This is a genomic window from Roseateles sp. SL47 (assembly GCF_026625885.1).
GTDB lineage: Bacteria > Pseudomonadota > Gammaproteobacteria > Burkholderiales > Burkholderiaceae_C > Roseateles.
Genome location: NZ_CP113068.1, coordinates 5,031,912 through 5,045,191, shown reverse-complemented (window position 1 = coordinate 5,045,191; position 13,280 = coordinate 5,031,912). Strand labels below are relative to the sequence as shown.

General features: G+C 65.5%; 12 protein-coding genes. 8 read left to right on the top strand and 4 right to left on the bottom strand.

The features are described 5' to 3' along the window. The first annotated feature begins 142 nt into the window (after positions 1-142). The 4 genes from OU995_RS21790 to OU995_RS21775 all read left to right on the top strand — a co-directional run bounded on the left by OU995_RS21790 (position 143) and on the right by OU995_RS21775 (position 2,453). Positions 143-754 (top strand): hypothetical protein, encoded by a 612-nt coding sequence (locus OU995_RS21790; protein ID WP_267832227.1) that lies wholly within the window; start codon positions 143-145, stop codon positions 752-754. 74 nt (positions 755-828) lie between these two features. After that, the gene (locus OU995_RS21785; RefSeq protein WP_267832226.1) at positions 829-1,212 is read left to right on the top strand and encodes a DUF883 family protein; all 384 of its coding nucleotides are present in this window, start codon (positions 829-831) and stop codon (positions 1,210-1,212) included. A 13-nt stretch (positions 1,213-1,225) separates the two neighbouring features. Next, positions 1,226-1,870 (top strand): hypothetical protein, encoded by a 645-nt coding sequence (locus OU995_RS21780; protein WP_267832225.1) that lies wholly within the window; start codon positions 1,226-1,228, stop codon positions 1,868-1,870. Next, positions 1,863-2,453: a hypothetical protein gene (locus OU995_RS21775; RefSeq protein ID WP_267832224.1), complete on the top strand. Its 591-nt coding sequence runs from the start codon at positions 1,863-1,865 to the stop codon at positions 2,451-2,453. The genes OU995_RS21780 and OU995_RS21775 overlap by 8 nt, the downstream gene beginning before the upstream one ends. Positions 2,454-2,524: 71 nt before the next feature. Here OU995_RS21775 and OU995_RS21770 read toward each other — a convergent pair whose 3' ends face one another. The 3 genes from OU995_RS21770 to OU995_RS21760 all read right to left on the bottom strand — a co-directional run bounded on the left by OU995_RS21770 (position 2,525) and on the right by OU995_RS21760 (position 6,830). Beyond that, positions 2,525-2,986 (bottom strand): PA2169 family four-helix-bundle protein, encoded by a 462-nt coding sequence (locus OU995_RS21770; RefSeq protein WP_267832223.1) that lies wholly within the window; start codon positions 2,984-2,986, stop codon positions 2,525-2,527. 71 nt (positions 2,987-3,057) lie between these two features. Continuing rightward, positions 3,058-5,466 (bottom strand): ATP-binding protein, encoded by a 2,409-nt coding sequence (locus OU995_RS21765; protein WP_267832222.1) that lies wholly within the window; start codon positions 5,464-5,466, stop codon positions 3,058-3,060. A 107-nt stretch (positions 5,467-5,573) separates the two neighbouring features. After that, positions 5,574-6,830, bottom strand: coding sequence for an AI-2E family transporter (locus OU995_RS21760; protein ID WP_267832221.1), 1,257 nt, complete (start codon positions 6,828-6,830; stop codon positions 5,574-5,576). A gap of 637 nt (positions 6,831-7,467) precedes the next feature. Between OU995_RS21760 and rpoN the strand changes: the two genes are divergently transcribed. After that, on the top strand, positions 7,468-8,877 hold the full coding sequence (gene rpoN / locus OU995_RS21755; protein ID WP_267832220.1) for an RNA polymerase factor sigma-54: 1,410 nt from the start codon (positions 7,468-7,470) through the stop codon (positions 8,875-8,877). 64 nt (positions 8,878-8,941) lie between these two features. On the opposite strand, the gene OU995_RS21750 is transcribed toward rpoN, so the two are convergent. After that, complete coding sequence (locus OU995_RS21750) at positions 8,942-9,451, bottom strand: hypothetical protein (protein WP_267832219.1); 510 nt, start codon at positions 9,449-9,451, stop codon at positions 8,942-8,944. A gap of 248 nt (positions 9,452-9,699) precedes the next feature. Here OU995_RS21750 and OU995_RS21745 point away from each other — a divergent pair, with 248 nt between their 5' ends. From OU995_RS21745 to OU995_RS21735, 3 genes are all read left to right on the top strand, one after another. Beyond that, entirely contained in the window at positions 9,700-11,172 is a 1,473-nt protein-coding gene (locus tag OU995_RS21745) for a hypothetical protein (protein WP_267832217.1), read from the top strand. A gap of 282 nt (positions 11,173-11,454) precedes the next feature. After that, complete coding sequence (locus OU995_RS21740; protein ID WP_267832216.1) at positions 11,455-11,688, top strand: hypothetical protein; 234 nt, start codon at positions 11,455-11,457, stop codon at positions 11,686-11,688. 51 nt (positions 11,689-11,739) lie between these two features. After that, entirely contained in the window at positions 11,740-13,275 is a 1,536-nt protein-coding gene (locus OU995_RS21735) for a hypothetical protein (protein WP_267832215.1), read from the top strand. Positions 13,276-13,280: the final 5 nt, after the last annotated feature.

Sequence of the window (13,280 nt, the reverse complement as noted above, 5' to 3'; positions counted from 1 at the left end):
GTTCGCTCCTTCCCTTGCGAAAGATGGGGGTCAGTGAATCTGGGGACAACGGCAAAAGCCGTGCCCACGGTTCGCGCATCGATTCCTCAACGTCCTGAATGGGCGCGCCTCGCTGGGGCGCTTTCTGACGGGCTCTCAGGCATTGCCCTTGCCGACCGGGAAGTCCCGAGCCAGTGGCTCGTTCGCACCGGAAGGCAATTCCATGGCAAATCCGACGGCAACAAGCACGGATGATGACGCCGCGCAGTCATCTTCCAATCGCCCCACCAGCTTTGGTGTCTATAAGCCGGTGGGGCATCTGGTGATCAGTTTTCCAACGGCACAGGATGCGCAGGCCGCGCTGGAGGCACTGGAGGCACCTGAAGCACCTGAAGCACCTGAAGCACTGAGCAGCTTGGCCATCGAGGCGTCTGACATTCACACCTACTCCGATACCGAGATGGTGACGCAAGTCGCTGAAGACCTCAAGAACGCGAGCCCGCTGGCAGCGATCGGTCAGGAAATCAATCTGCTTCGCTCCCATGGAGAACTGGCGGAGCGTGGTTATCACTTTCTCGTGGTGAAAGCCAAGGACGACGAGCAGGCGCGGCAGATCGCCCAGGCGGTGCGACCACACGCGGCCGAGCGCGCTCAGTACTACGGACATTTCATCATTGAAGAAATGATCGAACCGGCACATGGACGTCCCCAGGTGGCGGAATCGCCAGATCGGGGATTGGATGCCGACCCCAAGCCGCCACTCCCAACGCGTTGAATCACGCCACCCGGCATGCCGCTTGCCAAAACCCCTCCATCGACACTGCGATATCGCAAGGAAAGGAAACGATCATGAGCACCACGCCGAACAACGAGAAGAGCGACAAGACCGTGCCCTTCACCACTTCTGATGACGCCGCCAAGGCGGGCCTGCCGGGCAGCAATGGCACCGCAGCCCTTGGCAGCAACACCCCCGGGGTGGAGCTGGTCAATCGTGTCGCCCAGAGCGCCCATGCTGCAATCGACAAGCTGGCCAACCAGGCAACGCCGGCGGTGCAGCATTTGCAGAAAAGCCTGGAGGGCACCGGGGAAATGCTCCACCAGCGTGCCGACCAGCTGCGCAGTACCAGCAATGAATGGTGCCAAAGCGCCCGTACCGGCGTGCGTGAGCATCCGCTGGTGGCCGTGGGGACCGCCTTTGCGCTGGGCCTGCTGATCGCGCGTCTGGCCCGCTGAGATCGGCCAGCCCATGAGCGATCCCCGTCGCGACCACGGACCTGAGCCATCGCCCGACGGGCTGCCGCCGACCGTCCCCCCGGGGACGGCGGCGGGCCGGCATGCGCCGCCAGCTTCGGCGACCGCTGCCGACATTCCTCCATTCACCGGCTCCTCCAGCGCATCCCGCGCGGAGTCCCCGACCGATTCCTCCACCGTTGCCCAGCCGGGCCCTCACGCGCAGCGCGAGAGTCCCGTCCCGCCGCCACCGGATAGCGGCTGGATGGGCGACCTGCACGGACTGGCCCAGGCCGCACGCGGCATGGTTCAAAGCCGCGCGCTGCTGCTGATGCTGGAACTGCAGCGTGCCCGCCACGGGTTTGTGAGCCTGATGGTGCTGCTGGTGGTGGCTGCCATTGCGGGCGCCACGGCCTGGTGGGCCTTGTGGGCCGGCCTGATTGCCCTGGCGGTCCACATGGGCCTGGCGCTGCCTTGGGCCTGTGCCGGCGTCCTGGTGATCAATCTGCTGCTGCTGCTGTGGGTGGCCGCAGCGATGAAGGCCCTGGCACCGATGATGTCCCTGCCGGCCTCCCGCCGTCAGTTCCACTGGCTGTTTAATGATCCCCGAGACCAAGAGGACCCGTCGACCGATGGCCGCACCACAGCCCCCAATGCCTGAGACGCTGGACGAGCTGAACGCCCGCATCGATCTGATCGAACTGCGGGTGGTGCGGCGTGACATGCAATTCCGTCATCACGCCCAATCGCTGAAGGCGAGGGGACATGCGGTGCTGGCGCCCGGCCATTGGGTGCGCCCCCTGCTCGGGGTGGGGTCCGGCTGGCTGTTCTGGCGGCTGGTGCGGCGTCGTCCGCATCGCCGTGCAGAGGCGGGGCACGACGGAAGCGCCAGGCCCGGCCTGGGGGCCGGGCTGCTGACTGGATGGCTGGGAGCCCTGCTGGGCGGCAAGGCTGCGGACGCGCACGGCCCGCCCGCCAGCGGGCCAGCGGGTGCGCAAGGGCAGGGCGCACCGGGGAGCGTGGATGCCAAGGCCCAACCCGAGCTGGCCCTGCTGCAGATGCTGACCATGGCCTGGGGGTTCATGCCGGCCCGTATTCGCGGCAGTCTCGGGCCCGACACCACGCAACTGGTGCTGGGCCTGGTGGCCGGGCTGATGCACGGCCTGCAGCACAAGCAAAAGCCACGTCAGGCTGCGGCGGAACCGAGCGCTGCCCCCACAGCTGCTCCACCGCGCCATCCCTGAGCGCAGCACAACAAAAAGCGGGCCCTCGGGCCCGCAGGTGTTGCTGGGTTCAGGCGTGCAGTGTCTGTCGATCAGCCCTTGTCCGCCGCATTACGCGCCTGGTCACGCAGCAGACGGATCTGGTCGTGATTTCGCAGCACACCGGTCATCTGCCGCTGCACCACTTCCATCACGCCCGCTGGCAGGGCCTTCTGAGCCACCTTGCGGTAGCGGGCCAGCGCAGCATCTTCACCGCGCTCGCATTCCTCCAGCATGGCCAGGTCGCTGTAGCCGGTCAGTGTGCCCTTCACCGCCACCCAGCCCCGATGCATCGCACCACTGGTGCTGCCGTCATCTTCCGGCTTTCCGCCTTGCTGACGCACCATTTGCTGCAACTCTGCGCTGGCCTCGCGGCAATCCGCGGCGCGCTTGGCAAAGACGTCCCGCAGGCTGGCACTGCGCACATGCTCGGCGCAGTTGAGGAAGCCGTATTCACCATCCTTGCTGGTTTCGATGAGGGTGTTGAGATCGTCGATCACATCCTTGTTGTCCATGGACTGCCCTTTCTGGGGGAGGTTGAGAGTCCTCCCCTCCAGCAAGGTGCGCTCCCGCATGGACAGGTCGCTCAGGTCGGCGAGGTGCTGGTCTTTCCCATGGCACGGGCCAAGGCGTCGAGCAACTGAGCCGGCGAGGCCGGTTTGCGCAGCACCGGGAAGGAGGACTCTGCCGTCAACGCGGCACTGAATCCGCTGATGAGCACCACTGGCAAGCCGGGCCGCCGGCGACGCAGTTCACGCGCCAGCGCCTGGCCATCCATGCCGCCGGGCATCACCACATCCGACAGCACCACATCGAATGCCGCGCCACTGCCGAACTGCTTCAGGGCCTCGTCCGCATTGGCGGCCGTGGTGACCTGGCAGGACAGGCTGCGCAGCAGGCTGGCGGTCACCCGGTTCAGTTCCTCGTTGTCTTCCACCAGCAGCACACTGGCACCGGCCAGGGCGCCGGGGGCGGTCACCAGCTCTGGACGCACGGAAGGGGTGGAACCACTGGCCGGCAGCAAGAGGGTCACGGTGGTGCCATACCCCGGCTGGCTGGCGATGCGTGCCGTGCCCCCGGCCTGCACGCAGAAGCCCAGCACCTGGCTCAAACCGAGGCCGGTGCCTTTGCCAACCTCCTTGGTGGTGAAGAAGGGTTCGAAGACGCGGGCCTGCACGTCCTCGGGGATGCCGGCGCCCTTGTCGGTGAAGCTGATGGCGACATACTCACCGGGCCCCACATCCTGGCGTTCATACGGTTCTGCATTGCGCGCCTCCAGCAGGATCTCGCCCATGCCGTTGGTGGCATCACGCGCATTGAGCGCGATGTTGATCATCGCCAGCTCCAGTTCGGCCGCATCCACCTGCACCGTCCGGGTGTCCGGCGCCACCAGCAATTGCAGCTGCATGCGCTTGCCCAGCACCGTGGCCAGCAATTCCTTCATTTCACCCAGGGCGGTGCCCATGTCCAGCACCTGCGGGCGCACCGGCTGGCGGCCGGACACCCGCAGCAGGTGCTGCGTCAGACGGCTGCCCACTTCCACCGACCGCATGATGGCCCCCACCGGCATGGCCATGGATTCCGCATGCGGGCTGCGCTGGATCAGATGTGCGCTGTTGCTGATCACGCCCAGCAGGTTGTTGAAGTCATGCGCCACCCCTCCCGTCAGTCGGCCCAGGGCGGCGGTCCGCTGGGTGCGGGAGCTGCGCTGTTCGGCTTCGCGGGTGCGTTCGATGGCCTCGTTGACGCGCCGCTCCAGTTCACTGCGGCCCTGACGGATGGCGGCGCTGGCATCTTCCAGCGCCAGGGCCACCTCATCACATTCCGCCATGCCGGTGGCACCGGCTTGCACCGGCTCACCGGCCCGCAGCTTGTTGGCAATGTCGGTCAACTGGTGGATGGGGCGTGAGATGCGACGGCTGATCCAGAGTGCGCCGCCGAAGCCGGCCAGGATCAGGACCAGTGAGCCGAACACGATCGGCCGCAGGGCCCGCGCCCGCCCGCCCAGCAGCGTGTGGCGGGGTACGGCCGTGAGGAAGGTCCAGCCCTGCGGCGACGTGCTGAAGAAACCGATCACCTCGCGTCCGTCCAGGGAGGTGGACTCAAACACCGATTCCTGATGTTCGGCCATGCGCTGCTGCAGGTCGGCGGTGGATCGCCGTCCGGCATAGGTGGTGCCGCCCGGATGGCGGGCAACGACCGTGCCGTTGGCGTCCATGATGGTGGCCGTCCAGTCGTCCGGCATCTTCTGCGCGTCGATGATGGCCTGCAGTTCCTGGGGCAGCAAAGTGACCGACAGGTTCATCAGCACACGCCCATTGCGTTCCACCGGCTGCACGATGGCGGCACGCAGCTGCCCCGTGACCGTATCGGGTTCCAGGCCACCAATGACCGGTTTGTCCACCAGCGCGCGGCTGCCGGGGTCGAGGTTGCCGGCCCGGGTGCCACCGGCGGCCCCCGCAGGGGCTACGGGCAGTTCGGGTGCGGAGGCGCCGGGAGTGGGAGATGGGAGGGGAAGGGGAAGGGGGGATTGCCGGGCGGGCGCTGGCGCCGCTCCCGCAGGCGGATGGAGGGCCCCCCCCGGGGACGGCATGAGGCCAGCGCCCGGTGCGGCCGATGAGCTCGGGGCACCGGCCACGACGGCGGGACGGGTACTGAACAGCGTCTGGTCCGGCGTCGAGAGTTCCACCCATCCCCCCAGACCCTGCATGGCACGGCGGGATTGCAGCGCCAGCGTGGCCACATCGTCCGGCGCCAGGACCGGCGCGCTGTCCAAGGTCCGTGACAGTGACAGCACCCGGGCGATGCCGGCGCGCTGGGACAACTCCTTGTCCACCACCATCGACAAGGCTCGTGTGTTGTCGCGCAGGTGCCGCACCAGGGCTTCCTGCTCGTCCTGCCAGGTCTGCCAGCTCACCCAGAGGGCGGCCAGCATGCTGGGGACCATGACGGAGAGGACAAGCAGCAGCAGTCGGGTTCTGATGGACAGGGGCATGGGCTGGGAGGCGCTCCGTACGCGCCAGCGTGGCCAGGCGCCGTGGTCGGACCTGGTGGGCAGATGGGGAAGAATGCTGTTCAATTCGGGCAGAAGCGGTTGGCAGTCTAAGGGGCAGACCGTGGCGGCTGGAGATCGGTCTGCATCTCGGTCTGCATCTCGGGCGGCAACTGAGTGTGGATCTCGGTATGGACCGTGGTGTCGACGGTGGTGTCGACGCTGGTGACGATCGCCGCCGGTGGACGCAGCAGCGAGGCCAGGCTGGGGCAGGGGCGGTCGCTGCCTTGCAGATAGACCGACACCGGGCGCATCAGCGGGTGGCGCCTGCTGATGGCTTTCAGGCAGATCAGCAGCGGCACCGCCAGCACGGCGCCGGCCATGCCCCACAACCAGCCCCAGAACATCACGGACAGCAGCACCGACAGCGGGTTCATCGACAGTTGCCGGCCCACCACCAGCGGCGTCACTGCATTGGCCTCCACCGCATGGATGGCGAGATAGGCCAGCACCGGGGCCGCCAGGCTCAGCACGCTGCCGTCGCCCAGCGAGGACACCAGCGACGCCCCCAGAATCAACCCGGACATGATCAACGGCCCCAGGTAGGGGATGAAGTTCATCACTGTCGCCAGGGCGCCCCAGAGCCCCGGATTGGGCAGTTCCAGCATCCACATCACGAGCGACACCACAATGCCCACCCCAGTGTTGATCAGGGCCACCGAGACGACATAACGCGAGATGTCCCGCTGTGCGGATCGCAGGCCGCCGAGCACCAGGGCTCTCAACCGGGGACGGGCGGGCAGAAGCTCAATGCATCGGGACAGGACCCAATGCTCGGAAGCGAGCAGGAAATAGAGCAGCACCGTGGTGGCGGCCGCCGACACCACCAATCGCAGGCCCTGGCCCACCACGGTCGCCGTGAGGGCAACGCTCTCGCTGGTCAGCCGCTCGCGCAGAGGGTCGGGAGCGGGCGGCGCTGTGGTGCGTGTGCCGGCCCGGCGTTCGGACTGGGGGCCAAAACCCGGAATGCTGGCCCGCCAGCGGTCCACCCGATTGAGCGCCTGCGACACCGCCTGCGGTGCCCGCTGCCACCATTGCGTGGCCGGTTCGGCCAGCAGGGCCAGGGCCAGCACCGTGCAGCCCATCAGCGTGGTGACGAGCATGGCCGCGCTGATGCCTTCCGGAATGCCGTGGTGCCGCATCGTCCGGACGGCCGGCGCCATCACGAAGGTGAGGATCAGCGCGACCAGCACCGGCAGCACGATGCTGCTGGCTTCCCGCAACAGGAACAGCAGGGCAATCAGCAACAGGCCGCGGGACGCCCAGCGGCGTATCGTCGTGGGCCGGGGCAGCAATAAGGCACGCAAGGGGGGGGCTCCAGGCAGGCAGACAGTCAGTCAGAAGGTCAGAAGGTCAGAAGGTCAGAAGGTCAGAAGGTCAGAAGAAGAGGCCATGAGGACCGCCGAAACGCCGCCTCGGGGCCCTTCAAAGCAAGGGGCGCGCCAATGCACGGCCTGTGCGTCCTGAAGGCTGAGGAAAGCGTGATCGGATGGGCGGTTTGCAGCCCTGCGTGGTCGCTCAGGCCCCCTGCATCAGGGGCAGACGTGCGGTCGTGGAGGGGGAACGTCCTTCCACACTGTGGCCGGGAGGCGACTTGACAGCCCCCCCCGGGCCGGAGGCCGAGGGCTGGCCGGTAAAAGCTGCTGCAAAGGATGCCGTTTCCCGCGCGATTCGCAAGTGGCAATCCCGTGGGGAAGCGGGGGCGACGGACTGAGGATCGCCTCGACGCGACACTCTGAAACATTCCCGGCAGCCCGCGTGCCTGAGCGAACAAACGCGACGTTGCCGGTGTTTGCGGGGCATTCGGGCCCGCTGTCGGCCGGGTTCTGGGGATGCAGACCGTTCGATGGACGGCCCGGAGCAGCGGAGGTTCGGTCGTTTCGAACAAGGCGGCATGGGTCTTGCGTTGAGGGGTGCATTCAACACCTCACAGGAGTAGTCACAGTGGGAGCCTTGGAACTACGGCATGAGCATCGGCAGTCTCAGACACTGTCCCCTCGTCTGCAACATGCCGTCCGGTTGCTGCAGATGTCCTCGCTGGACTTTTCGACGATGGTCACTGACATGCTGGGACGCAATCCCTTCCTGGAAGTGACGGAAGGTGCGGAAGAGGGCGGCGCTTCGGACGCCGACATGCCGGCGGCGACGCCCTCCATGTCGGACTCGCCGGAATCGATGCCGGACGATCGCGAGATCTGGCGTGCTGACAGCGGCAGCTCGATGCGTCGCGCCGATGACGGCGAAATGAGCGCCCTGGAGATGACCGCCGCACAGACCTGCCTGCGGGAGCATCTGCGTAGCCAGTTGAACGTGCTGCGCCTGTCCAGCCGTGACCTGCTGCTGGCCTCGATCGTGGCCGAATCGGTGGATGACGACGGTTACCTGCGCAGCTCACTGGAGGAACTGGCGGCGGTGTCACAGCTGAACCCGGTGCCGGAGCCGGGTGAGATGCAGATTGCACTCAAGCGCGTGCAGGCGCTGGATCCACTGGGCGTGGGCGCCCGCAGCGTGGCGGAATGCCTGCTGCTGCAACTGCCCAAGATTGAATGCAATCGCAGCCGCGCGCTGGCCGAGCGCATCATCACGCAGCATCTGAACCTGCTGGCCTCGCGTGATGTGCCGTCCTTGGCGCAGTTGCTGGACATCACCGTGGCCGAAGCCGAGGCGGTCTGCCTGAAGTTGCGCCGCTTCGACCCGCGTCCCGGCTGGCGTTATGAAACCACCCAGGCCCCCTACATCGTGCCGGACGTGCTCACGACCAAGGTGCGGGGCCAGTGGCGGGTTCAGCTCAACCCGGCGGTGATTCCCAAGGTCCGCATGAATCAGGTGTATGCGGAGCTGTTCCAGCGGCACCGCAACCAGGGCCATTCGGAACTGGCCAACCATTTGCAAGAGGCGCGCTGGACCATGCGCAACATCGAGCAGCGGTTCTCCACCATCCTGGATGTGGCCAATGCCATCGTGCGCCGCCAGCGCCACTTCCTGGAATTCGGTGCCATGGCGATGAAGCCGCTGGGCTTGAAAGAAATTGCCGACGAGGTTGGCATCCACGAGTCGACCGTCTCGCGGGTGACCAACAACAAGTACCTGGCCACGCCCACTGGCGTTTATGAGTTGAAGTATTTCTTCTCACGGGCGATCGTCAGCAGCAATGGCAGCGCCTGCTCCGGGACCGCCATCCGCGGGCTGATCAAGGACATCATCGAGGCCGAAAAGCCCGAAACCCCGCTGTCGGACGCTGAAATCACCCGGCAGCTGGCTCGCCAGGGGCTGGTGGTGGCGCGTCGCACGGTGACCAAATACCGCCAGATGCTGCGCATCGAGGCGGTGGATCGTCGGCGCCAGCACAGCTGAGGCTCGCCAACGGCCCGCCTGCTGGCCTGGCGGGCAGGCGGGCCGTTGTCCGTTCCGCATCTGCTCAGGATCGACCTTGCCGGCCATGTTCGGCCACCGAGCCACGGGGAGCCGGCGCCCCCTTGGGGTCCTCCACCAGATCCTGGCGCCGCGCTGCATCGAGCCCGGGCGTCGCACGCAGATCGGTGTCGACCTGGCCTTGCTGGAGGTCCTGATGCGCCTGGTGCAGCACCTCACGTTGCTGCTCACCGGCTGCACCCGTCCCCATACCGCCCGTGGCATCCGCTCCCGTGGATTGATCGCGTTCATGCGGCAGTTGCAGATCGCTCTGAGCCGCTTGGGCCTCATGGGCCTCATGGGCCTCATGGGCCTCATGGGCCGCCTGGGCTTCCTGTCCCCTGGCGTCGTCGGCGCCGGGTGCGACCGGAGGCTTGCCGAGCATCTGGCCCGGATCTTTCGACGTCTTCGGGGGGGCGGCGGGCTGAGAGGCGGCGGGCAGTGAGGGGGCGGGCTGAGACGGGGAGGGCTGAGACGGGGAGGGCTGAGAGGGAGAGGGGATAGAGCGAATGGTCATGGAGGTGTCCTGGGTAGGGGTGAATGACCAAGACCGGCAATTCGGTAGCCTGGAGAAGGGAGGGGATGCGGTCGAGGCGACACGAGTTGTCAACTGAGCAGGGGAAATCGCAAAGGGCCGATCGGTCTGGAGACTTAGGATGAATCGCTTCAGAACAGCGGTGTCGGGGGTCGTCTATGTTCAATCTGGGCGCAAATCTGGGCGTAAATCTAGGCATATCAGGAGCCGTGAGTCGAGCAGACCCAGAGATGGCGTCGCTGGTGGAGGATCATGACCTGCGTCCGTCGGCGGATAGGTCGGCGGATAAGTCGGCGGATCACTCGGCGGGAAGCTCAGCAGATCGGTCAGCAGATAGGCTGAATCAGGGGGCTGCCTCCAATGCGGCAGAGGCACCGAGTGCTTCGACGACGCCCCCCGGGTCCCCTTCTCGGCGTTCCGCTTCAGGTTCGGATCGGTCGGTGGGTCCTTCCGGCTCCTCGATGCAGATGCTGTCGGCGCGAGATTCCGCTATCGAGCTGGCGCACTCCCGCCGCCGCCACATGGTGTTGGCCGTTCAGCAGCGTTTCGAAGCGGCCAGCAAGGCGTACGAATCCATGCTCCTGAGCGACCACTGGGCCCCCGAGGCGGCTCGATCCCGGCTGGCGGTCGTGTCTGAGCTACTCCACTGGGATGTCCGACTCAAGAGCGACGACCTGCGAGACTACAACTATGCCGTCCGGAGGGTGAAGGCACTGAACCAGATGCTTGATGGGGTCGACGTGGTCCTTCATCACCGAGGGAACGCGCCGGCCGAGAAATTCCGCGCCGCGTGTCTGGATGCGGCGCGCCGGACCCGACTTCCTGATGACCTGGACCCGGACTTCCTCTCGCGCGTCATGCAAGTGGACCAGTGGTCCAGCGCCGATCTGGCGCAAGCCCTGGTGGGTGCGCAACATCCATTGAAGGACCTGCGGCCGCGTTTCAGTTGCTGGAAGGAGCCTCCCCTGCGCAATGAGGTCCCACTGTTCGCGGTGTCGGAGACGCTAACGGGCGGTTCCCATGCGCTGTCCATCTGGAACCGAATGAAGGCGGCGGGGGCGCAAGAGACCATGTATCTGTCCTTGATGTTCGCCCATGCCCAAGAGGCCACCACCCAGGATGTGGACGCCCTTGTTGACCAGCTGCTGAAGGCGCCTCCTGCACTGCTGGAGGTGCTCAGTGGTGGTGACGTAAAAATGCTTGTTGTCCGTGCGGGGTCGGAGAGCGCCAAGCGATTGTTCGCGAACGGTGACGTGAGCCAGCAGGTCGCCTATCACTCCCCCTCAGGGACCCTGGTGGTGGCCACGCAAAGCCAGGATGGACAGCTACAGATTCCTTCCGCCACCGTCGCTGGCAAGAACGGCGCCCCTCCTCGTTTCTGGATCGAACTGGGCCGGCAGTTGATGACGAAGTGCCTGGCCCCATATGTCGATGAAAGTGAGCCGGCGGTCGAAGAGGAGTCCTGGGATCCCAGGGATCCCCGGGCCGTGCGTCAGTGTGCACTCCAGCTTTCGCCAGAGGGCTTTCTGGCTGCTCTCGTCAGCGATATGTCCGAAGGGAAACTGCCCATCCCCCTGGCCGCTTCGCAGGACGACATGCGGGCGAGCCTGATGGCTTTGCTGTTGTTGAGGCGGGAACTGCCGCCCGCGCTCAGCGCTTACTTTCAACGATGGATCAAGACCGGCGAGGCCCGCGACGTCTGAAGCCAGGGTGGCAACTGACTTGCCTGCATGGGCGGCATGACTTCATCCGCTTGGGAAACGCGCCTGCGCGTGCTGGATATTGAACTGTGGGGCCAGTGCTTGATGGTGCCAGTGCTTGATGGGGGCGCCACTGCGACCGGCCGGCGCAGTGGGCGTTGCCGCTGATTGGCCTGCTGGTGGCCACACAAGGCGTGCCCGAGGGCAGCGTCGTCCTCAACGGTCTCCAGCATCTGCTGGGCGTGCTCACCATCATGGTCATCGCCTGGGTGGGATGTGCCCGTCATGTCCGCCATGTCCGGTGTGGCCGAAGCCATTGCGGAGCTGCATCCGGCCGATGTGGCCGACAAGCTGAATGCTCGCCGCATCCAGGCGCAGACCAAGGTGCTGGCACGCATGGCCAGTGCTGCATTCATGCTGGCCGCCCTGGCCGTTGTGCTGATGAGCTTTCCCCGCGCGAAGCAGTTGGGGCCAGCCTGCTGGCGTCGGCGGGTATTGCCGCCGTCCCCGGCTCCCTGATGAGGGCATCCAGCCATGAACGAAAGTAGGGGTCTCTCATACTGAGGTCGCGTGCGCACTGCACTGCCCGGGGCGCTGCGCAGCCCCGTGACCGACGAAGGAGAGATTGTGCCCAACCGAATCACCGCCTGCTTCACGCAATGCCTGACGGGCTCGCAGGAGCCGGACGAGACGTCCGAGGCGGAAATTCCAGCGACCCGAGCTGGACGGGCGGCGAATGCCCATCCACTGCAGACGACGTCGACGCATGAGGCCGCGGATGCAAGGGAACGGCGGATCCTGGAGATCCATCAGCATCTGCTGGCGCTTCAATCCTGTCCGCAGGGTGAGCGGGTCCGAGGCCTGGTGCAGATGGGGCAGGTCATTCTGGAGTCGACCACTTCGACCGCAGGTCGGTCGACGAGCGTTTCATTTGATTTCGACGACTGGAGACGATCGGCCAATCAAACGCTGGCGATGGCGCGGCAGATTGCCGACCTGAAAGCCAATGAGGTGAAGGAGGCCCATAGGCATGCAGAGCACATGAAGCCGGGGCCATGGAAGGTGAAGGTCGACAAGCAGGCCTGCCTGGCCGACTGCTTTCTGTCCCACGCCGAAAAGGCGTTCTTCAATGGGGATATGAGTGGCGCAGACACGGCGTGCCAGAACGCGCTCGAGCACTGCCAGCTTGCCGATCACCTTGAACGTTATGACTGGCATACCGGCCTGAGGGATGCGCCCACGGTCAGCCAGTTGTATGACGAATGCGACGGACAGGGGTCCTTTGCTTCGCTGCTTGGATACTTCCAGCGGAACCAATCGCCGTTGGGCGCGGAGGTCGTGCGGCGCGATCGGATCATGTCCGGCGGAGAGGTGTCTTTGTTTTCAGCCTCCGACCTGGCGCCACTGCCTGAAGCGCCCACCCAAGCATCTGAGGCTCGACGGCAACTCCGTGAGTACAACAAGGAGTTCAGCAAATGGCCCAGGGCCAACCAGCCCGCACAGGTGGTGAGGTCGTTGAGCCAGTTCCTGGAGGGCGCCATTGGCACAGGGAAAGAACGATTGACGGCGACCCAGCGCGATTTGTTCGGGTTCTTGATCGAGAGAGTTGCTGCAGCCCGCAGCGGTAAAGACATGCTTGAAATGTGCAGGCTTCAGTGCAGCGGCGTGGTCGCCACGTCCAGAGGCTTGCCGCTCGAGCTTCAGTATCGGGGGCCGTTGGCCAAGGAAAGCATGATGGAGGCAGAGAAATGCCTCATCACCGGTGATTTTTCCCAGGTAGGTAGGCATTTTGCCCACCTTGTCAGACTCAACCTGGCAACGGCGGACTTGTCGGCTTGCACCTCAGCGGAGCTCCAAAACCTGTCCCATCAGGTGGAGCACCGAAACACGGAGGTCCAACGTGCCAAACCGTGGGTGAACGCCACGCAGCTCACTTCCGATCAATGGATCCTCGTGGATCGGTTCAAGCAAATTTCGGCCTTATTCGATTGCACTTCAACGTCAGAGGCTGCCGGCATGGTGCTCTATGAACTCGGGGAAATTTTGCAGGACCTCGAACGTCTTGGCCCACCGCCGAGAAACTCCAACCCACAGTTCAGGCAATAACGATT